The sequence below is a fragment of the Bacillus sp. JJ783 genome (assembly GCF_036963225.1).
Classification (GTDB): Bacteria; Bacillota; Bacilli; order Bacillales; family Bacillaceae_G; genus Bacillus_A; species Bacillus_A cereus_U.
This window is the reverse complement of record NZ_JBALMG010000014.1, coordinates 1-21,000: the sequence shown is the minus strand read 5'-3', so window position 1 is coordinate 21,000 and position 21,000 is coordinate 1. Positions and strand designations below refer to the sequence as shown.

Below are 21,000 nucleotides of genomic sequence, written 5' to 3'. Positions count from 1 at the left end.
CCGCTTGGCTATAGCCCATCGAAATAGTTATCTTCTTTCCGAAGACAAATGTTATTGTACCATAATGACCAATAAAAAACAACTGCCTTATAGCAGAAGTTAAAATGGCGGTCCCGACCGGGGTCGAACCGGCGATCTCCTGCGTGACAGGCAGGCATGTTAACCACTACACCACGGGACCATTTGGTTGCGGGGACAGGATTTGAACCTGCGACCTTCGGGTTATGAGCCCGACGAGCTACCGTACTGCTCCACCCCGCGATAATATTATTTATATAATTTATATGGTGGAGGATGACGGGATCGAACCGCCGACCCCCTGCTTGTAAGGCAGGTGCTCTCCCAGCTGAGCTAATCCTCCGAAGTGGTGACCCGTACGGGATTCGAACCCGTGTTACCGCCGTGAAAGGGCGGTGTCTTAACCACTTGACCAACGGGCCAATATATATGGCAGAGAAGAAGGGATTCGAACCCTCGCACCGCGTTAGCGATCTACTCCCTTAGCAGGGGAGCCCCTTGAGCCACTTGGGTACTTCTCTGTATATGGCTCCGCAGGTAGGACTCGAACCTACGACCGATCGGTTAACAGCCGATAGCTCTACCACTGAGCTACTGCGGAATAATAAAGACAATTTGTATCTTATAAAATTTCTCATCGTAAGTCAAGATGTTTTTTCACAACGTCTTGCGCAAACGGGACATGTTTATAATATACTGGATTGCGTTTTCACTGTCAAGATGTTTTCACTACCAGTTTTAGTTGTCCTTTGCACTTTCCACATACATATCTTTGTGTATTTATTTGACGTCTTCTTACATATTGAAACGAACAACCCATACATTCATACGTATAAACTTTCGTTTCCTCCTCACTAATCATTCGTTTACAAAAACGTGGTGCACCTACTTTCTTTAATAATTCACGAAAATCTCTATCTCGGTGCTTATACCCTTTTCCTGTGATATGTAAGTGATAATGACAAAGTTCATGTTTAACAATCCCGACTAACTCTTCTTTACCATATATTTCGTAATATCGATAATTCAATTCTATATTATGATTCTTCAATAGATAGCGCCCACCCGTTGTACGTAACCTACTATTAAACATCGCTTTATGTAAAAACGGCATTCCAAAGCATTGTAACGATACCTCTTCCACTAATCTCTGAATTTCTTTCTCATCCATTCTCATTCCTCCTAAACAAAAAAATATTTTTACACTTTTCTCCCTTCCTATACATATATTAAATAGTACATATACCCATCCTCATTCAAGAAGCGTGATTTCTAAAAATGCAGCATTGATAGAAATCCACTCACCAACCTCTCATCAATATTTCTTTAAATAAAAGGAGGAATTTTTGAGAGCAGGATTAAACAAGGAGGGATTCCTATGCCTACATGGCTAAAGAAACAAATGCAACGTGCATATTTCGAAAAAAACCGGTATCAAATCAAGTTACTAAATGAATGCTGGTTTTATTATAGTAAAATACACCAAAGCTCATAATCAATGAAACTTTCCTATCCATAAAAAGAGAGCAGTTTCATCTGCTCTCTTTACTTTCTATTCAATTGGTAACATTGATAATGCAACACGACCTTTTTTCGTATCAATATCATCTACCCATACCTTTACAATTTGTCCCACGGATACGATATCTAATGGATGCTTTACAAATTGTTTACTTAGTTTAGAAATATGTACTAAACCATCTTGCTTCACACCAATATCAACAAAGGCACCGAAATCAACAACATTGCGGATCGTTCCCTCTAATTCCATACCACGCTTTAAATCTTCTAATTTTAAAATCCCCTTTTTCAAAAGTGGCTTTGGCAACTCATCCCTCATATCTCGTTCCGGGCTAATTAAAGCATCCATAATATCAACTAATGTCGGCTCACCAATCTCGGTCTCTTGAGATATTTTAGAAATATCTACTCCTTCTAAACTCTTTTGCAAGTTTGGTTTCCCCACATCATTCTTTGATAACCCTAGGCTCTTTAATAACAATTCAACATTTTTATATTGTTCTGGATGAATCCCTGTGCGATCTAACGGATTTGCTCCTTCTAATATACGTAAAAAACCGATACATTGTTCATATGTTTTTGCACCTAAACGCGGGATTTTCTTCAATTCAGTACGCTTCGTGAATTTTCCATCTTCCTCACGCTTAGCTACAATATTTTTCGCAACTGTTTTTGATAACCCCGAAACATATTGCAACAATGCAACTGAAGCTGTATTTACATTAACACCAACTCGGTTAACTGCTGTCTCTACTACAAATGTTAATGATTCATTTAATCTCTTTTGAGATACATCATGTTGATATTGTCCCACCCCAACAGATTTAGGGTCAATTTTCACAAGCTCTGCAAGTGGATCTTGCAGACGTCTCCCAATTGAAACGGCACTTCTTTCTTCAACCTGTAAATTCGGAAACTCCTCGCGAGCTACATCAGATGCTGAGTACACACTAGCACCCGCTTCATTTACAATAATGTAAAATACATCTCGTTCTACATTTTGTAATACATCTACTATAAATTCTTCCGTTTCCCTCGAAGCTGTACCATTTCCAATCGCTATCATTTCAACTTCATATTTATCTATAATGGAAATGATTTTCGTTTTTGCATCCTCATATTTACGAACAGGCGGATGCGGATAAATAACATCTATGTGAAGAACTTTCCCTGTATCATCTACTACAGCTAATTTACAACCGGTTCTATATGCTGGATCTACCGCTAACACAACTTTCCCTTTCATCGGAGGTTGTAATAATAAATTACGTAAATTCTCAGAGAAAATATGAATCGCTTGTTCTTCGGCCGTTTCCATTAATTCTTTACGAATTTCTCTTTCTATTGAAGGTTGAATTAATCGCTTATATCCATCTTCCATCGCTAATTGTACATAATGCGCACTTTTAGAAGCTTCATCAAGAATCATTTTCTTATGTAAAAACTGAAGGATTTCTTCAATTGGCGTGATAACAGAAACTCTTAATACGTCTTCCTTTTCACCACGATTCATAGCTAGTACACGATGTGGCACTACTTTTTGCAACGGTTCTTCATAGCCATAATACATTTCATATATATTCTTTTCATCTTTTTCTTTATCTTTTACAGATGAAGACATAATCCCTTTTCGGAAAGTAGTATTGCGAATCCAACTACGATATGCCGCATTATCCGAAACAAGTTCCGCAATAATATCTTGCGCACCTTGCAACGCATCTTCTGCAGACGCCACTTCTTTTTCTGCATTAACAAATTCCATAGCCTTCTCTGCTGGATTTTCTTTTTTATATAACAATAGCCACTCAGCTAACGGTTCTAATCCCTTTTCTTTAGCAATTGTAGCTTTCGTTCTTCTTTTTTCTTTATATGGACGATATAAATCTTCTACTTCCTGAAGTTTTTTTGCAGCAACAATATGACGACGCAACTCTTCGGTTAGTTTACCCTTTTCACCAATAAGACGAAGAACCTCTTCTTTCCTATCTTCTAGTTGCATCATATATTGCCATCTTTCTAAGATTGCACGAATTTGCACCTCATCTAGAGATCCTGTCCATTCTTTTCGGTAACGAGCGATAAATGGAACTGTGTTACCTTCTTCTGTTAATTGAATAACATGACGAACTTGCTTTTCTGTAAAGCCTAATTCTTTCACTAACATTTTCATTAACCCTTGTCGATTATCTACCATTTCCATATCCAACCGTAACCTCCTCTATAATAAAAAAAAGTTGCCCTGTAAAGAGAGCAACTTAAACTGCCGATTTAAAAATCTATTAGTCCTAAACTAATTTGTAACGCTTCATCTACACGACTCATCATCACTTCATCCAAATGAGTGATTTTGTCCGTTAAGCGTTGCTTATCGATTGTTCGAATCTGCTCAAGTAAAATAACAGAATCTCTCTCAAAACCATACTTTTTCGCATCAATTTCCACATGAGTGGGTAATTTCGCTTTTTGAATCTGTGCAGTAATAGCCGCTACAATCACAGTCGGACTAAAACGATTTCCGATGTCATTTTGAATGACAAGAACCGGACGAACGCCTCCTTGCTCAGAACCAACAACTGGGGAAAGGTCTGCAAAATACACGTCGCCGCGTTTTACAATCAAAATATTACCCCCCGCTAACTAAGCGTTCTACTGTATGAGCTGCTTCATACTCTGCTAAGAAAGCTTCAGATGCAATACCAAGATTAATTTTTCCCATTTCAATGTACCCACGTCGCATTGATTCATGTTGGTAGCGTTTCTTCGTCTTATGTTGACGCAATAACAGTTGTGTTGCCTGGCAAATTAGTTCATGGCGATTCTTATTCTCTTGTTTTCCAATTCCGTCCAATTCCGTTACCATTTGCTTTGGCAACCGAACCACGATTTCAGTAGTTACACTTGATTCGGACACAAAAATACACCTCCACCGTCAACTACACACCCAAATATATATATGACACCTATTGTAATAATACCATTGTATGGAGCCTGTTGCAAAGACTTCCTTATTCCCTGCTTATGTTTTCCAATTCATAAACAAAACATTCATCTTCTTTTACTTTTCATCTCTTTCAAACCAGAAATAAAGCAATCCCTTCCGCAACATTTCATTGTAACTTATATTAATAACAAGTATAAAAAGAAGATCCCTAGCAAAAAAGAGCCTATTTTCCATTAGCGAAAATCCCCTAAATGACGAGATACTAAGCGATAATACCTTCTTCTATATATCGTTCAAATAATTGATTACTTCTACAACTTTACCGTGCCGTATAAATATTCTCGGTACACGGAAGCTTATCGTTGCGATAATTTCATAATTAATAGTCCCGGAATATTCAGCGACCTCGGTAGCACTAATATACTCATCACCTTGTCTCCCAATGAGTGTAACTTTCGTACCAAGTGGCACTTCACAAGGAAGATGTATCATCAATTGATCCATTGTCACTCGCCCTACAATCGGTACTCTTTCACCATTTACAAGTACTTTAAACCCTTGCAATCTTCTAAGCCAGCCATCTGCATATCCAATTGCAACTGTCGCAATCCATTCTTCCGTTCTCGTTCGGTATGTGACATTATAACTAATCCCATCCCCTTTAATCACTTGCTTAATATGAGCAACTTTCGTATGAAGTGACAACGCCGGTTCCAATTTAAATGGTAAAAAAGGACGTATTTCTACAGATGGGGATAATCCATACATCGCAATACCAACTCGCACCGCATTAAATGTAATCCCTTGAAACCTTAACGTTGCAGCACTATTGGCTGTATGGACAAATTTAGGATTCACTCCAAATTCTTTCAACCAATTTAACTGCTGCAAGAATGTATTATATTGCTTATCAAAGTAAGAAGTTTCAACCTCATCCGCTGTTGCAAAATGCGTATATACTCCTTCTAACTCTAAAAATGGCGCACCTTCTAAACTCTTTAAGAACCCTTTTAATTCTTTGCGTTCACGTATTCCGATTCTCCCCATACCACTATCAAAATTAATATGGAATTTCATTATTGATGAACCATCCCAGAGCTTTATCGCTTCTTCCACCCATTCTGTTTGAAAAACAGTTAATGCTACATCATTTTCAGCAGCTACATTTACATCGCGGGGCGGGGAAGGACCTAATACTAAAATCGGTGCAGTAATACCAGCCCTCCGAAGCACTAAAGCTTCATCTAAAAAAGCAACTGCTAATCTTGTCGCTCCTGCTTCTAATGCAGTTTTAGCCACCGGTACATAATCGTGCCCATATGCATTCGCTTTAACTACAGCAAAAATCTCTACATCACTTGGAATGAACTCTTTAATATGCGTAACATTGTTATAAATCGCATCTAAATCCACTTCCACCCAGGTGTCACGGTAAAACGGTGCGTCTTCCATAAATACACTTCCTTATACACGATATGCGAAGCTTATTCTTTTATATGCTTCTTTTATGAAATCCACCTTCAAACTAAGAAAAGACGCGGTGCACATATATCACCACGTCTAAGATGTTTACTTCACCTGCTTCGCTGTAACCGAACGAGCAACCATCAACAACTCATTCGGCTCTAAACCTTTAGACACGAGCATATATTCTACTCCGTTATGCGACCACGTTACAGATTCTTTCGTCAATGCACCAATCGTGAAACCAAGATCAACCGGCTCTCCACTTACACTTACCGCCGATGAGGCCTCTGCAACTTTTGCCTTTTCTTGTATTAAAGTAAAGGATTTCTTACTTCCAGTGTATGTGAGTATTGCACGCTTGCCACTGTCTGTCTTCAACTCTTCTTCCTCTTTCAAAGTCATGCCTTGCGGCGTATCACGCGGATACAAAATAGCAAACGGTTTGTCTTCTTTCGCTGCCGTCTGAACATCCACTTGTGCTCTAGACATATTTTGTTTCGTATCAAATGCACCTTTATCAAACTTTGCATCAAACTTTACTTTAGTGAAATCTACTTTTACAAGGACATTTTGGTCATTATCCATCAGCTTCACAGAAACTGGTGTTAAATCACTTTTATTCAGCTTAATTTCTTGTTTCGGCAACATATTTTGATGTTGATAATTTGTTTTTGTTTTAAATACATAATACTTATCTGTTTTCTCGAAAGAGAGATTTTTCTTATCTTGCAAAATATCTCTTACAAGTGATTCATATAAATAAGCCTGGCTACTATTTTGCGGCCAATCACTTTGAAAACGGAAACTCTTATTAAGCGCCGGTGTTAATACAAATACACCTTCATCATTTCTTAAAATAATTTGACTCTGATCCTTTTTCGCATTCTGCAAATTCACACGATAATACGAAGGTTCTTTATGCCAAATTTCTACATTGTACTCCTGAGGCTCATTTCCTGTTTTAATAGATAATTTCGCTTCAGCTTGATAACTCTTCATACTTTTAACTTTCGCTTCTAAATCTCTCACAACATCTTCCTGTTTCTTTTCCATACAACCCGCCAACACAAAAACGGTCAACAAACCGACAAGAACTAAAAACAGACGCCTTTTCATCACTTCAGCCCCTTTGCCCCTATAAATGAATGGAAGATATGCCTTCCTTATCGCTACCTCAAATATATGAGACAAAGATATAAAATATGCAGACTAGCGTGACGAGCTTTCCAAAACAACTTGAGCAACGGCAAATTCTTTACTATGACTAATTGATAAATGAACAATATGCTCTGTATTTGTAATGATAATTGGCTTACCTCTATCATCATTCCTTACTTCAATATCTAAAAAACTCACTTCTTTCCCGATACCAGTCCCTACCGCTTTAGAATACGCCTCTTTTGCTGCAAATCTTCCAGCTACGAATTCTGTAAGACGACTTCCTTTCAGCCCCTCAGCAACACCACGTTCTCCTTCAGTTAAAATACGTTCCATAAATTTAAGCTTTCCATCTAGCATTTTTTCAATTCGATTTAACTCAATAATATCGATTCCAATCCCTACAATCATTTCAAAATCCCCTTCTTCTATTTAGCTTTCTTCATTCATATTGTAAGAATAACAGAGAATCTTTCTGATGCAAAAGGAGTGATACTAACAACATGCTAATACCATCCACTCGCATTTCCTTACAACCGATTATCATTTCTTTACTTCTTATACAATTAGTCATGATTATATTGAGCGACTTTTCCCTCTTTCACCTAGCAGCCTACAATGAATATATCGCTAAAGGAGAATGGTGGCGTGTCATAACTTCCTTACTTGTACACGTAGACTTACAACATTTTCTTTCTAATAGCATTTGTTTATTTATACTTGGTTCTTCTATTGAAAAACAACTAGGACATTTTTCTTTCATCATTATTTTTTTCCTTTCTGGCATTCTCGGGAATATTTCTTCTTATATTATTATGCCTCTTGAATATATTCACGCTGGAGCATCTGGTGGTATTTTCGGATTACTAGGCGCCCAATTATTTTTATTGTATAGTCGATATCGTTCTTCACAACCAAGAGACATCGCTATTTTTTCAATAATGATACTTATATTACTACTATTTACTTTCTTTAATCCCTCTGCCAATCCTATAAGCCATTTAACCGGCTTAATAATCGGCGGCATTTGCACCCCTTTTTTAATAAAGTGAAACTTTAATCAGTGGGGGATTTTGTCCATCCCCCACTGATTATTAGCCCGCACCAATCGGGCTTTTACGGGCAGCAGGTTTCCCATCTAACTCCCTCGCATTCGCCGAATTTTGAGGTGGGAGTCTTACTGCCCGGCAAATAGCGGGACAAAAAAAATCGATGGCGCAGAGCTTATTTAATATAAAAGCTCGCACCATCGACAATTTCCACATCTGTTTGTTTACTTAAATCTCTCATTAGTTGAAATAAAGACTCATCCTTTTTCTTCGCCTCAATCATACAATCAATTTGCGGAACACTCCCCTTTATCTTTTTCAAAAAAGATAAGAAGGTATCTACATCAATAAAATCCGCATGTGCTCTTGGGTCTTTTCCATCTCGAGGACTAGAGATATGCATTTTAACTGGTAACAAAGACGATTCCCACGTATGTACAACACGTGCCCAATCTTTATGCCAATCTTCCTGGTCATTATTCATCATATGATGGTGCAAATCAAACACGACTGGAATGTCTAATTTCTCACCTAAATACAATGTTTCTTCTAAAGAAAAGGTCGTGTCATCATTTTCTAATATAATCATCTCTTGAATACCTCTTGGAACAGTTGACCAATTTTCTATAAAGCGTTCTAATGCGAGCTCCTTATCGTTATAACCTCCTCCCACATGTAATACGCATCGTTGCTTATGTTCAATTCCCATACCCTTTAACAATTTTTTGTGCATCTGCAATGTCTTTACAGATTGTTTAAAAATACTCTCCTCAGGTGAATTTAGTACAACAAAATGATCTGGATGGAAGTCAATTCGCATATTCATACGAATTGCATATTCACCTAATTCTTTCAGATTTTCTTTTAAAGGACGAATATAGTTCCAATCTAACAACTCCTCATGATTCGCTAAAGGAATAAGCTTGGAACTAAGTCGAAAGAAAGATATATCATGTCCTTTATTATGCTTTAATAACCGTAAGCAATTTTCTAAATTCGAATTAGCGATTCTTTCAAGTTTACGAATCGCAGCCTCTCGATCATCAATCCGCTGAAACTGTGCATATGTCATCGTTTGAGATGGAGATGCATTCTTCAAATGCACACTCATCGCAACATACCCAAGTCTTACAAGCATATAGCACCTCATTTCTATACGAGTTATTATGTAGTATGCACAATTACAGAAATAAAAAAAGAGAATGCCAGCAAAGGGCATTCTCTTTTTTATTAAGCTTGTGGACGGCTATGATGTTTTCTTTCGCCGCGTCCATTTGAAGATCCAGGGCGACCTTCACCTTTACGACCACGGTTACCATCACGGCTACCACTACCACCATCACGATTGCGATCACGGTTACGACCATCGCCACTTCCACTTCCACGTCCATCACGATTGCGATCACGGTTACGACCATCGCCACTTCCACTTCCGCGTCCATCACGACTACGATTACGGTTACCATCACGGTATCCACTTCCGTTACCACCGCGTTTTTTAGAACCGCCACCGCCACCTCTTGAAACAACTGGTGGTTCTGATGTTAAAGCGATTGGAGTTGTATCTGGCTCTTTTGTCATCATTTTTAAAGCAGCAGCTACTACTGTTACAGAGTCATTCTCTTCTAACATTTCTTCTGCAATACGCTTGTAGTATGATAAGTTTTCATTTTGGATTGTGCTTTGAAGCTTTTCTGCGATTAAACGTTGTTGACCTTCTAACGCCTCGTCAAGTGTCGGTGCTTCCATACGATCAACTTTACGTTTTGTTGTACGCTCGATATTTTTCAATTGTCCTGATTCACGTGGCGTTACAAATAACATTGCAATACCTTTTTTACCTGCACGGCCAGTACGACCGATACGGTGAACGTATGATTCTGGATCTTGCGGGATATCGAAGTTGTATACGTGTGTTACGCCTGAAATATCAAGACCACGTGCAGCAACGTCTGTTGCAACAAGAACTTCAATAGCACCTTCTTTAAATTTACGTAATACAGACATACGTTTCGCCTGTGTTAAGTCACCATGAATACCTTCTGCTGCATAACCACGTAAGTTTAATGCTTCTGATAATTCATCAACACGACGCTTTGTACGACCGAATACGATTGCAAGCTCTGGAGATTGAATATCTAGTAAGCGTGTTAACACGTCAAACTTTTTCTTTTCTTGCACTTCTAAATAGAACTGCTGAATGTTTGGCATTGTTACTTCTTTTGCTTTTACTTTAATGTGTTGAGGCTCAGTCATGAAACGCTCAGCAATACGACGGATTGGATCTGGCATTGTCGCTGAGAATAATAATGTTTGATGTGTTTCTGGCACATCTGTTAAAATCGCTTCAATATCTTCAATGAAGCCCATATTTAACATTTCATCCGCTTCGTCAAGAACAACAGTCTCTACGTTTTGTAAGCGAAGTGTTTTACGGTTAATATGATCTAAAATACGACCCGGCGTACCAACAATAATGTGTGGGTGTTTTTTTAGAGCACGAATTTGGCGGTTAATATCTTGACCACCATAAATTGGTAGAATACGAACTCGTTTATGTTTACCAAGTTTGTATAGCTCTTCTCCAACTTGAATTGCTAATTCGCGTGTTGGCGCGATAACAATACCTTGAACTGCCTCTTTATTTGTATCTACTTTATCTAATAGTGGTAATCCGAATGCTGCTGTTTTCCCTGTACCTGTTTGCGCTTGCCCAATAATATCTTTACCTTGCAATGCATATGGAATTGTTTCAGCTTGAATCGGCGTAGCCTCTTCAAAGCCCATACTTTCAACAGATTGTAGTAAAGACTCACTTAATCCTAATTCTCGAAATGTTGTCAATGTTACTTCTCCTTTTCTATCCTATACTTATCATTTAAAAAAAGGCGTTTTCCGAACTTGCGGAAAAGCCCTTTTCCTGAATACTTACGTATATAACCGGGCGTATATTCTTCACGAAAATACTTCTAAACGTTATTACACTTTATCAATTATAAGTTTTGTAGGTGTAAAAAGCAAACCCCAACTGTTACCTTATTTCATATTCAGAGCTTTTTTCTTTACTTTTATTTTTTTATCATTTACTGTAAGCGCTTATTATAAGTTTCCACTATTTTCGTGGCTATCATCCCTATTTATATACACCAATTATTTCAACATCGTAATTACTTCTTCTAATTTCATACCGCGAGACGCTTTTACTAACACAACATCTTTCGCATCAACTACTGCTTGTAAGTCTTTTACAAGTTCTTCTTTGTTTTCATACGCTTTTACACGTTCTTTAGGAAAATTAATTTTTGCTCCTTCAGCAATTTGGGCCCCTAATTTTCCATATGTGAATACATATGAAATCTTTGCTGGGTCAATTAATTTACCTACTTCATAATGAAATTGCACTTCTTGATTTCCAAGTTCTAACATATCGCCAAGCACAACAATTCTTTTTGCAAATCCATCTAAACCATTCATGAGGTGGAACGCTGCTTCCATAGCCGTTGGACTTGCATTATAAGCATCATTGATAATTGTTAAACCACTATCTGTTTTTACAATTTCCATACGCATGCCTGTCATTTGAAGTGTTACTAAACCTTCTTTCATTTCTTCCCATGTTACGCCAAAATGTTTCGCAATCGCCATTGAAGCAAGTGTATTATATACATTATGCTTTCCTAATACCGGCAGGTAGAATGACAAAGTTTCATCCCTGTTCATCTTAAAGTGTGTCCCAGTCGCCTGTAATGTTACAGTAGTTGGATAATAATCATTTGCTCTCGCATCGCCAAATGTAACTGTTTCAGCTACTAAATTCATTTCTGGAACACGATTTGTTAAAAGCGGCTCATCTCCATTATATACGAACACGCCACCCTTTTGTAAACCTGTAACAATTTCTAACTTCGCTTCAGCAATCGCCTCACGAGATCCTAAATCCATTAAGTGTGCCTCACCAATGTTCGTGATAATAGCTGCATTAGGACGAGCTAACTTAGATAGAAATTCAATTTCTCCTTGGCTTGACATGCCCATTTCTAATACAGCTACTTCTGTATTTTCCTCTAAATTTAAAATAGTAAGAGGTAAACCGATATGGTTGTTGAAATTACCTTCTGTTTTTTGAACTTTAAATTTAGTCGCAAGAATACTTGTTACAATATCTTTCGTAGATGTTTTACCATTACTACCCGTTACACCAACAACTTTTACATCCAATTGATCACGATAGTTTTTCGCTAACATTTGCAATGCTGCTAGCGTATCCTCGACAAAAATAACAGGAAGATTCTCAGGCGGATTTGCTACACCCTTCATCCATAATGTAGCAACAGCCCCGTTTTCAACTGCTTTATCTACAAAAGCATGTCCATCGAAACGTTCACCTTGAATCGGAACATATAAGTTTCCTTTTTCAATCTTTCTCGTATCAATAGATGCTCCTTGTATAGTAATTCCCTCATATTTTTCTGCTAATCCCGTACCATCTATCATCTGCTCTACTTGTTTTAACGTTCGTTTTATCATGAAAACACTCCTTACATAGAGGAAGCACTATTCCTTCGAATAGTGCTTCCTCCTTTTTTGTTAGATTGTATATTTAATTTTTTGTTTTTCTTCGTGACGTTCAATCGCTAAACGAATCAACTCTTCAATTAATTCCGGATACGGTAACCCCGTATGTTGCCATAATAGCGGGAACATACTAAACGGCGTGAATCCTGGCATTGTGTTTACTTCGTTAATATATACTTCTCCATCTTTCGTTAAGAAGAAATCAGCTCGTGTTAAGCCCGAACCATCTAATGATTGGAATGCAATAATTGCATCTCGCTTAATTACATTAGACTCTTCTTCTGTCATTTCAGCTGGAATAATTAACGCTGTATCACCATCGATGTATTTCGATTTGTAATCATAAAAATCTTTTTTCGGTACAATTTCACCTACAACAGAACATTTCGGTTCATCATTACCTAATACACCAACTTCTACTTCACGACCTACAATATTTTCTTCTACAATAATTTTACGGTCAAATTGGAATGCCTCTTCGAATGCATTCTCAAGCTCTTCACGATCGTTACACTTATTAATACCAACACTTGAACCAAGGTTTGCTGGTTTTACGAAGCAAGGATATCCTAATACTTCTTCTACTTTTTCATACGCTGTTTCACTATCTTTTTCCCATGCGCTACGAATGAAAGATGCATATTTCGCTTGTTTCAATCCAGCTTCTGCAAAGATATTTTTCATAACGACTTTATCCATACCAGCAGCTGATGCTAATACACCGTTACCTACATAAGGAATGTTCATTAATTCTAATAATCCTTGAACCGTTCCATCTTCACCGTTTGGCCCATGTAGTAATGGGAAAATAACGTCAATAGCATCTTCTTGAGAAGTTGCAGACGGAATAATTTCTGTACTTAATGATAACGGGGAAATCGCATTTTCTGCACCGCTCATTTTTAAAGTTTCAACATCTGTTACTTCACCTTCAATACGCTCACCGCGTACCCATTGACCTTGTTCTGTAATATAAATTGGATGAATCTCGAATTTATCTTGATTTAATGCTTTAATAGCAGCAAGAGCCGTTTGTAGCGAAACTTGATGCTCAGCTGATTTTCCACCGTATAATAAACCTAATTTAATTTTTGTCACTGAAATCACCCTAACCAATTGTTTTCATTTTTCTATTTTAGCACTTTTTATAAAAATAGGTAGTTCCTATTTGAAATAAAATGTAACTTCCATAAATAATTAAAAGACACCACTTATTGGTTTTCTACACTTTTTCTCTTTAATTTTCTAAACACCTAAACATAATTAAACTTTAAAGTAAGGTTGCTATCTAATCTGGTTATGTACCTAAAATATGTAGAAAGCCACTTTTTGTGTATGTCATCTATATTATCCTACCATTTATGGAGAATGAAAAAACACTGATTAAAGTTTCATTTTATTAAGAAGACTGTTTTGTAAGCGTATCTTTTTGCCTCTGCTCAACAAGACGATCTAAAGAAACATATACAAAGCCTGCAACTACACATCCAACACCTAAAATTGTAAATAAGAAGTGACCAAGCAAACGATCCAATAGAAAACCACCAAGAAGCGGACCAAATGCCCCCCCTGTGATCCACTGCAAACTAGCCGCTCCCATATATGTTCCTCTCAAATGCTCAGGGGCCAAATTCGCTACAAACGTCATCTGTACAGGTGACATAATCATCTCACCTAACGTATATATTGCATAAACGAACAGTAACGTTATTAAAATAATTGTAGCATTTGTATCTAATCCTCCAAACCACTTCGGTAACCACCCTATAAAAAACAAACCCATTCCGAACAAACACGCACCGTATAACATCGTCTTTCCGACAGGTTTATCTGCCGCCCATTTTGAAATTTGAAATTGAAATAAAACAACTAATAGTCCATTTAGCGCCATTAAATATGGATATGGATTATTAATGCCCTTCATTTCGTTATCAAAGTGCAGCGGCAACATGCCTTCTGTTTGAGAAAACCCCATAGAAATAATGATTCCCGCTAACAAATAAATCATTAACGCCTTATCTCTCATTAAAATTTTCCAAACCGCACCTGATTCCTTCTCTTCATTCTCTTCTTTTTTATCTGCGGCTTTTGGCATTGTCTCCTGAATAAAAATTAATACAAGTAATGCATAAAATAGCATTGTCGACGAAGCGATAATAAAAACAAGGTTCTTCGATAAAACAACTACTGACACTCCCATTATCGGCCCAATTGCAGCACCAATATTGTGTCCCATTCGCAATAAACCATATGCCTCTGTTCTTTTTTCTGGCGCCGTCACATCTGCAACCATCGCTGATGCCGCTGGATGAAATAGAGAATTACTTAACCCTAAAAAAATAGATAAAATGGCATATGGGATAAACCCTTCTATAAATAAAAAACCGAGCATTAGTAATGCATTACTCGCCATCGAAAATATCATAATTGGCTTTCTTCCATATATATCAGCTATTCTTCCGCCTATAAGTGAGCCAAAGCTTGCAGCAATTGGAGAAAGCGCCATAATAATTCCAACTTGTAATAAAGAATCTACCTTATCTTTTAAGTATAGTGCAAAAAAAGGCATTAACATCATCATCGCAATTCCGTTCAATGTCTCACCGATAAATCGAATCCATACGTTACGATCCATCGCCCTTAGCTCACGCCATGTATTTTTCATACTTCTCCCCCTTAATTAACCAACAATTATCTTATAACATATTCAGAAAAATGTAAATTTTCAAAACAAAAATCCATTCTAACAGAATTAGAATGGATTTTTCCACTTATAAATTTGCTACATCTTCTTCTTTTTTACCATTACTTAAAGCACTATGTTTTCGGCTATATAAAAAGTAAACTGCTATACCAATAACCATCCATACCCCAAAACTAATCCACGCTGTTCCGGATAACTGAAGCATTAAGTATAAACAAAAAATTACCGTTAACGCTGGTAAAAATGGTACAAGAGGCGCCTTAAATGCCCTTGGTAAGTCAGGATGAGTTCTTCTCAGGACAATAACCGCAACTGCTACAAGTGCAAAAGCTGACAATGTCCCCATATTTACAAGGTGTGCTAAAACATTTAAATCAATTAACCCTGAAATAAGCGCTGCAATAATCCCCGTTGTCCATGTATTTAAAAATGGTGTTTTAAATTTCGGATGAACTTTAGCAAGACGCTTCGGCAACAGCCCATCTCGGCTCATCGCATACGAAACACGAACTTGCCCATACATCATAACTAGCATTACAGTTGTAATCCCTGTAATTGCTCCTACCGAAATTACTCCCGCTAAACTATCTTGTCCAATAAATTGAAGTGCAAAGGCAACTGGATCTGATATATTTAGCTGTCCGTATGGAACAATTCCTGTCAAAATAAGTGAAACAACGATATAAAGAACAGTACAAATTAATAACGATGCGATAATGCCGATTGGTAAATCACGTTGCGGACGTTTCACTTCTTCTGCAGCTGTTGAAACTGCATCAAATCCTATGAATGCGAAGAATACTGTAGCAGCTCCAGCCATTACACCATCTAAACCAAATGGCATAAAAGGCGTCCAATTTTCAGGTTTCACATAATTAAAACCAGCAAAGATAAAGATAAGAACAACCGCTATTTTAATAAATACCATGATATTATTTATTCGTGCACTTTCACGAACACCTCTAGATAAAAGAGCTGTCATAACTAGAATAATTAGAACTGCAGGTAGATCAATTATTCCACCCTTTCCTGTACCAGGAGCCGAGGAGAGAATGGTCGGAATATGAATCCCAAATCCCTTTAATAACGATTGAAAATACGCTGACCATCCATTGGCTACAGCAGATGTAGCTAATAAATACTCGAGCATTAAATCCCATCCAATTAAGAATGCAAATACTTCTCCCATCGTCGCATACGTGTACGTGTACACACTCCCTGAGACAGGAACTGAAGAAGCAAATTCAGCGTAACAAAATGCAGCAAAGGCACAAGCTAATGCAGCTATAGCAAATGATAATATAATAGCTGGTCCAGAATGTTTCGCTGCTACAACGCCAGTAAGAACAAAAATACCGGTTCCAACAATTGCTCCGATTCCAAGCATTGTTAAATCAAGTGCCCCTAACGTTCTCGATAATGTCTTTTGTTTACTTTCTTGCAGTAACGTTGAAATCGGCTTCTTTTGAAAAATTTGCTTCATACTGTGCTCCTCCACACTTTTAGTTTTCTGAAAATTTAATTTACTTTCCTCATTTTACCCACAGTATGTTTTTTAGTCAATACTTTTGTCGGAATAAACAGAAAACTATCGAGATATGCGCTATACCCTTATCATTCTTTCTATAAAAAGATTCACACAATCATATCTATATATCTTTTCATAACTGTTTTTGGTATTAGTATACATGTCGATTCCACAAAAGAGGCATGCTCATTTATTGAGCATGCCTCTTTTTACTTATTTCACAGTATATGAACCCTCTTCAATCCAGCTATACATATACTTTTCATCTTCCGTCTCATGTGCTTGTTTCACAATACGAAGCGGACGGAATGTATCTATCATTACGGCTAATTCAAGCGTTTCTTTCTTTCCGATACTTGCCTCTGTTTTCCCAGGATGCGGCCCATGTGGAATCCCGCTCGGATGAAGCGTAATAGAACCTTCTTCCACCCCTTTTCGGCTCATAAAGTTTCCTTCTACATAGTAAAGTACCTCATCACTATTCACATTACTATGATAATATGGTGCCGGAATTGATTCTGGATGATAATCATATAAGCGTGGTACGAAAGAGCAAATAACAAAATTATGACCTTCGAATGTTTGATGTACTGGTGGCGGCTGATGAATACGACCTGTAATTGGTTCAAAATCCTCAACATTAAATACCCATGGATATAAATAGCCATCCCAGCCAACAACATCTAACGGATGGTGCCCTAAAACATGCTTATGCATATAACCCCTCGACTTTGTCATTACGACAAACTCACCTTTTTCATCATATGTCTCCAATTTCTCCGGACCACGAATATCTCTTTCACAAAACGGACTATGCTCTAACAATTGCCCATACTCATTGCGATAGCGACTTGGTGTTGTAATTTGGCTATTCGCCTCTACAACAAGAAACTTAGTCTCTCCTTCATCTGGAATAACACGATAAATCGTTCCAATTGGGATCGTTACATAATCACCCTTTCTATAGTGAATCGTTCCAAACATCGTCTCAATTTTTCCTGTTCCATAATGAACGAATAACATTTCATCGCCATCACCATTACGGTAGAAATAGTCCATTTTTTCTGTTGGAGTCACTACTCCAATTAATAAATCCTCATTCCCAAGAATAAAGGTTCTTCCGCTTACTGCATCGCCAGTTTTTTTATTTTCTTTCGTGCGAAAATGGCGATGTGCAAGAGCTACATCCTCTTCATACTGCAACTGACAAGAATGAGATAATGCCGCATGACCTACTTCCGTTGGCATATAATGATGGTACAAAATAGACTGCGTACCAGAAAAACCTTTCGTTCCCATTACCTGTTCACGATAAAGCGCTCCATCTTTTTTACGAAATTGTACATGTCGTTTATGAGGTAGCTCCCCCATGTGACGATAAAACATGCCCATCACCTGCTTTCATGTCTTTTTTGACCGTATTACGTAATGTACCTAAACCAGTAATCGTAAGTTCTACAACATCTCCATCTTGCAGCCACTCTTCCGTACCAAGCTCCAAAATACAGCCTGTTCCTACTGTTCCAGACCCGATAACATCCCCTGGATATAACGTAACATCTTCCGAAGCACGTTCAATCATTTCAGAGAATGCATAATGAATATCTTGGAAATTCCCTTTTGATAACAGTTGCCCATTTACATGAGCAGTCATCTCTAAATCATAACGATCACCGTTACGATAAACGTCTAATTCCTCTTTCGTAACGAGATACGCTCCTAATGAAGTTGCAAAGTCTTTCCCTTTCGCTGGGCCAAGCCCTACTTTCATTTCTGTTGCTTGTAAGTCCCTTGCACTCCAGTCGTTCATAATACAGTACCCAAAAATATATTCCTCTGCTTGCTCACGAGAAATGTTTCGTCCTTCCTTCCCAATTACGCAAGCAATCTCTAACTCATAATCAAGTTTTTTAGACTTCTTCGGACCAATAACAAAATCATCTGGTCCAATAACAGCACGGTGGTTAGTAAAATAAAAAACCGGGATATCATACCATTCAGGTACAACATCTAGCCCTCTTCTTCCGCGGGCTGTTTTTACATGCTGTTCAAATGCATAAAAATCTCGAATGCTACTCGGATTAGGAATTGCCGCTGCTAATTGAACTTCATCTAAGGAATATATACCCTTCTCAGGATGCTTAATATTACGCAATACTTCTACATACTCATCTGCTTTCTCTAAAAAGGCGAACATAGAAGAAGGTAATAGTCCATCACTCGCAAGATTCATATCGATTACTTTGTCACCTTCAAGCCATCCAGCTCGCATTTCTTTCGATGGGAGACGAAATGTAACAAATTTCATCATGATTCCTCCCTATGAAAATGAAATTTCCACCAACAAAGGAACTCTTGCTGGTGGATACAAATTTTATAAATTTCCGCGACGCTCTTGTTCTCTTTCAATTGATTCGAATAACGCTTTAAAGTTCCCTTCGCCAAATCCACGGGAACCTTTACGTTGGATGATTTCAATAAATAGAGTTGGACGATCTACAATTGGTTTCGTAAAGATTTGTAATAAATACCCTTCTTCGTCACGGTCTACTAAAATCTTCAATTCTTTTAATTTATCAATTTCTTCATCAATTTTCCCCACTCGTGCAGTTAACTCATCGTAATACGTATCTGGCGTATCTAAAAACTCAACACCATTCGCACGAAGCACTTCAATTGTTTTTACAATGTCACTTGTTAATAAAGCGAGATGCTGTACACCCGCTCCGTTATAGAACTCTAGATATTCTTGAATTTGTGACTTTCTTTTTCCGTCTGCTGGTTCATTAATTGGAAACTTAATACGGCTTCCATTCGTCATAACTTTTGACATTAATGCCGAATACTCTGTGCTAATATCGTCATCATCAAAGTGAATCATTTGTTTAAATCCCATGACGTTCTCATAATAACTAACCCATTCTTCCATCTTCTCAACGTTACCAACGACATGGTCTACAGCAATTAAACCGGATTCTTCAAATGGAATATTGAACTCTACCTTTTGAAATCCTGGCATGAATGTTCCTTTATAATTTTTACGCTCTACAAGCGTATGAATTGTATCACCATACGTACCAATAACCGCTTTCTTCAAGGTACCTTCCTCATCTGTTAACTCTTCAGGAGGAGCAATCGCAACAGCGCCACGCTTCACCGCTTCAGAGTAAGCTTTATCAACGTCATCAACAAGTAAAGCCACATCTTTCACTCCATCACCATGAGTCTTTACAAACTCTGCAATACGACCATCGCTACTTAAAGCTCCAGACACAACAAAACGCATATTCTTTTGCACAAGAACATAAGATACCTTTTCACGGTTTCCTGTTTCTAATCCAGAATAAGCTACAATTTTGAATCCAAACGCTCTCGCAAGATAATAACTTGATTGCTTTGCATTTCCTACGTAAAACTCTATATGATCTACATCACGTACCGGGAAAAAATCCTCCATTTGTGCAGCTAGCGTATCCATAGATTTTTGTTTCATAAATTCCTCATCCCCCTGTAAATAGATTAAATGGTCCATAATTAAACCTAACCGAAAACGCTTCCAATGTTCGTTAACAGAAATTAGTTAGCAAGCTAACAAATTATGACCTTTAAAATTTTCTATCTTTTCTGTCAAATTCCTCTTTTTTTCTTACATATAAAATTCGACCTTTTTCTCTTTAAAATACAGTGAAACTTTAATCAGCAGGCTTTTACGGGATAAGGGGATAACATTAATACTTGAGGGGATATATGAGAGGAAAACAAAAAAGACCCCAACATATTAACTATTTACTAATATGCTAGAGTCTTTATTTTTTTAGAATAATGGTACGTACGGTATATAAAAACTTATTGTTATCAATATTCATCATACTAATACATTTGTAAGGAATATAATAAACGCTGTCAATACAGCTGCTCCACCTGCTGATACTAAAATATCCATTTTTGTTACTTGTAATACTTGTTCCTTGTTCATATTCCTCATTCTCCCTTCTTTTGTTTTTGTTACAAAACTTCTACTATACTAATACGCTTGAAA

19 protein-coding genes and 6 tRNA genes are annotated in these 21,000 nt (G+C 37.5%); 2 read left to right on the top strand and 23 right to left on the bottom strand.

The window, feature by feature from the left end:
• Positions 1 to 105: 105 nt before the first annotated feature.
• The 7 genes from V7038_RS04080 to V7038_RS04050 form a co-directional block, all read right to left on the bottom strand.
• Positions 106 to 181, bottom strand: a tRNA-Asp gene (locus V7038_RS04080).
• Between the two features lie 3 nt (positions 182 to 184).
• Positions 185 to 261, bottom strand: a tRNA-Met gene (locus tag V7038_RS04075).
• Positions 262 to 285: 24 nt separating this feature from the next.
• Positions 286 to 361, bottom strand: a tRNA-Val gene (locus tag V7038_RS04070).
• Positions 362 to 365: 4 nt separating this feature from the next.
• Positions 366 to 440: transfer RNA gene (locus V7038_RS04065), tRNA-Glu, on the bottom strand.
• Positions 441 to 448: 8 nt separating this feature from the next.
• Positions 449 to 539, bottom strand: a tRNA-Ser gene (locus tag V7038_RS04060).
• A 5-nt stretch (positions 540 to 544) separates the two neighbouring features.
• Positions 545 to 619: transfer RNA gene (locus V7038_RS04055), tRNA-Asn, on the bottom strand.
• Positions 620 to 733: 114 nt separating this feature from the next.
• A complete protein-coding gene (locus V7038_RS04050; protein ID WP_335469242.1) occupies positions 734 to 1,189 on the bottom strand; it encodes a SprT family protein in 456 nt (151 codons plus the stop codon).
• A gap of 207 nt (positions 1,190 to 1,396) precedes the next feature.
• Between V7038_RS04050 and cmpA the strand changes: the two genes are divergently transcribed.
• Positions 1,397 to 1,513, top strand: a complete 117-nt coding sequence (cmpA, locus tag V7038_RS04045) for a cortex morphogenetic protein CmpA (protein WP_001143642.1) — start codon at positions 1,397 to 1,399, stop codon at positions 1,511 to 1,513.
• A 57-nt stretch (positions 1,514 to 1,570) separates the two neighbouring features.
• Here the strand turns inward: cmpA and V7038_RS04040 are convergent, their stop codons facing one another.
• The 6 genes from V7038_RS04040 to acpS form a co-directional block, all read right to left on the bottom strand.
• Positions 1,571 to 3,739, bottom strand: coding sequence for a Tex family protein (locus V7038_RS04040; RefSeq protein WP_002113430.1), 2,169 nt, complete (start codon positions 3,737 to 3,739; stop codon positions 1,571 to 1,573).
• A gap of 68 nt (positions 3,740 to 3,807) precedes the next feature.
• Positions 3,808 to 4,158, bottom strand: a complete 351-nt coding sequence (gene ndoA, locus V7038_RS04035) for a type II toxin-antitoxin system endoribonuclease NdoA (RefSeq protein ID WP_000635965.1) — start codon at positions 4,156 to 4,158, stop codon at positions 3,808 to 3,810.
• A gap of 4 nt (positions 4,159 to 4,162) precedes the next feature.
• Positions 4,163 to 4,450, bottom strand: coding sequence for an antitoxin EndoAI (locus V7038_RS04030; RefSeq protein ID WP_000004570.1), 288 nt, complete (start codon positions 4,448 to 4,450; stop codon positions 4,163 to 4,165).
• A 312-nt stretch (positions 4,451 to 4,762) separates the two neighbouring features.
• Positions 4,763 to 5,932, bottom strand: a complete 1,170-nt coding sequence (alr, locus tag V7038_RS04025) for an alanine racemase (protein WP_335469239.1) — start codon at positions 5,930 to 5,932, stop codon at positions 4,763 to 4,765.
• A 117-nt stretch (positions 5,933 to 6,049) separates the two neighbouring features.
• Entirely contained in the window at positions 6,050 to 7,000 is a 951-nt protein-coding gene (locus V7038_RS04020) for a LolA family protein (RefSeq protein ID WP_002201994.1), read from the bottom strand.
• Positions 7,001 to 7,156: 156 nt separating this feature from the next.
• Positions 7,157 to 7,516, bottom strand: coding sequence for a holo-ACP synthase (acpS, locus tag V7038_RS04015; protein WP_070169775.1), 360 nt, complete (start codon positions 7,514 to 7,516; stop codon positions 7,157 to 7,159).
• A 92-nt stretch (positions 7,517 to 7,608) separates the two neighbouring features.
• Between acpS and V7038_RS04010 the strand changes: the two genes are divergently transcribed.
• Positions 7,609 to 8,157: a rhomboid family intramembrane serine protease gene (locus tag V7038_RS04010; RefSeq protein WP_002113424.1), complete on the top strand. Its 549-nt coding sequence runs from the start codon at positions 7,609 to 7,611 to the stop codon at positions 8,155 to 8,157.
• Between the two features lie 172 nt (positions 8,158 to 8,329).
• Here the strand turns inward: V7038_RS04010 and uvsE are convergent, their stop codons facing one another.
• The 10 genes from uvsE to V7038_RS03960 form a co-directional block, all read right to left on the bottom strand.
• Entirely contained in the window at positions 8,330 to 9,292 is a 963-nt protein-coding gene (uvsE, locus tag V7038_RS04005) for a UV DNA damage repair endonuclease UvsE (RefSeq protein WP_335469237.1), read from the bottom strand.
• A 92-nt stretch (positions 9,293 to 9,384) separates the two neighbouring features.
• Positions 9,385 to 10,998: a DEAD/DEAH box helicase gene (locus tag V7038_RS04000; RefSeq protein ID WP_070138740.1), complete on the bottom strand. Its 1,614-nt coding sequence runs from the start codon at positions 10,996 to 10,998 to the stop codon at positions 9,385 to 9,387.
• Between the two features lie 306 nt (positions 10,999 to 11,304).
• Positions 11,305 to 12,681: a UDP-N-acetylmuramoyl-tripeptide--D-alanyl-D-alanine ligase gene (murF, locus tag V7038_RS03995; RefSeq protein WP_070138739.1), complete on the bottom strand. Its 1,377-nt coding sequence runs from the start codon at positions 12,679 to 12,681 to the stop codon at positions 11,305 to 11,307.
• Between the two features lie 60 nt (positions 12,682 to 12,741).
• Entirely contained in the window at positions 12,742 to 13,827 is a 1,086-nt protein-coding gene (locus V7038_RS03990; protein WP_002113420.1) for a D-alanine--D-alanine ligase, read from the bottom strand.
• Between the two features lie 301 nt (positions 13,828 to 14,128).
• On the bottom strand, positions 14,129 to 15,394 hold the full coding sequence (locus V7038_RS03985) for an MDR family MFS transporter (RefSeq protein ID WP_002113419.1): 1,266 nt from the start codon (positions 15,392 to 15,394) through the stop codon (positions 14,129 to 14,131).
• A gap of 106 nt (positions 15,395 to 15,500) precedes the next feature.
• On the bottom strand, positions 15,501 to 16,916 hold the full coding sequence (locus V7038_RS03980) for an amino acid permease (protein ID WP_002113418.1): 1,416 nt from the start codon (positions 16,914 to 16,916) through the stop codon (positions 15,501 to 15,503).
• Between the two features lie 258 nt (positions 16,917 to 17,174).
• Positions 17,175 to 18,347, bottom strand: coding sequence for a homogentisate 1,2-dioxygenase (locus tag V7038_RS03975; RefSeq protein ID WP_002113416.1), 1,173 nt, complete (start codon positions 18,345 to 18,347; stop codon positions 17,175 to 17,177).
• Positions 18,313 to 19,269 (bottom strand): fumarylacetoacetate hydrolase family protein, encoded by a 957-nt coding sequence (locus tag V7038_RS03970; protein ID WP_002202000.1) that lies wholly within the window; start codon positions 19,267 to 19,269, stop codon positions 18,313 to 18,315. The genes V7038_RS03975 and V7038_RS03970 overlap by 35 nt, the downstream gene beginning before the upstream one ends.
• A 66-nt stretch (positions 19,270 to 19,335) precedes the next feature.
• The gene (gene hppD, locus V7038_RS03965) at positions 19,336 to 20,454 is read right to left on the bottom strand and encodes a 4-hydroxyphenylpyruvate dioxygenase (protein WP_002113414.1); all 1,119 of its coding nucleotides are present in this window, start codon (positions 20,452 to 20,454) and stop codon (positions 19,336 to 19,338) included.
• A gap of 372 nt (positions 20,455 to 20,826) precedes the next feature.
• A complete protein-coding gene (locus V7038_RS03960) occupies positions 20,827 to 20,937 on the bottom strand; it encodes a DUF3948 family protein (protein WP_002113412.1) in 111 nt (36 codons plus the stop codon).
• Positions 20,938 to 21,000: the final 63 nt, after the last annotated feature.

Bases quoted from the DNA above. Each gene is read 5' to 3' on its own strand.
- V7038_RS04050 (WP_335469242.1), bottom strand. From the start codon at position 1,189: ATGGATGAGAAAGAAATTCAGAGATTAGTGGAAGAGGTATCGTTACAA.
- cmpA (WP_001143642.1), top strand. From the start codon at position 1,397: ATGCCTACATGGCTAAAGAAACAAATGCAACGTGCATATTTCGAAAAA.
- V7038_RS04040 (WP_002113430.1), bottom strand. From the start codon at position 3,739: ATGGAAATGGTAGATAATCGACAAGGGTTAATGAAAATGTTAGTGAAA.
- alr (WP_335469239.1), bottom strand. From the start codon at position 5,932: ATGGAAGACGCACCGTTTTACCGTGACACCTGGGTGGAAGTGGATTTA.
- V7038_RS04020 (WP_002201994.1), bottom strand. From the start codon at position 7,000: ATGGAAAAGAAACAGGAAGATGTTGTGAGAGATTTAGAAGCGAAAGTT.
- acpS (WP_070169775.1), bottom strand. From the start codon at position 7,516: ATGATTGTAGGGATTGGAATCGATATTATTGAGTTAAATCGAATTGAA.
- V7038_RS04010 (WP_002113424.1), top strand. From the start codon at position 7,609: ATGCTAATACCATCCACTCGCATTTCCTTACAACCGATTATCATTTCT.
- uvsE (WP_335469237.1), bottom strand. From the start codon at position 9,292: ATGCTTGTAAGACTTGGGTATGTTGCGATGAGTGTGCATTTGAAGAAT.
- murF (WP_070138739.1), bottom strand. From the start codon at position 12,681: ATGATAAAACGAACGTTAAAACAAGTAGAGCAGATGATAGATGGTACG.
- V7038_RS03985 (WP_002113419.1), bottom strand. From the start codon at position 15,394: ATGAAAAATACATGGCGTGAGCTAAGGGCGATGGATCGTAACGTATGG.
- V7038_RS03980 (WP_002113418.1), bottom strand. From the start codon at position 16,916: ATGAAGCAAATTTTTCAAAAGAAGCCGATTTCAACGTTACTGCAAGAA.
- V7038_RS03975 (WP_002113416.1), bottom strand. From the start codon at position 18,347: ATGTTTTATCGTCACATGGGGGAGCTACCTCATAAACGACATGTACAA.
- V7038_RS03970 (WP_002202000.1), bottom strand. From the start codon at position 19,269: ATGAAATTTGTTACATTTCGTCTCCCATCGAAAGAAATGCGAGCTGGA.
- hppD (WP_002113414.1), bottom strand. From the start codon at position 20,454: ATGAAACAAAAATCTATGGATACGCTAGCTGCACAAATGGAGGATTTT.
- V7038_RS03960 (WP_002113412.1), bottom strand. From the start codon at position 20,937: ATGAACAAGGAACAAGTATTACAAGTAACAAAAATGGATATTTTAGTA.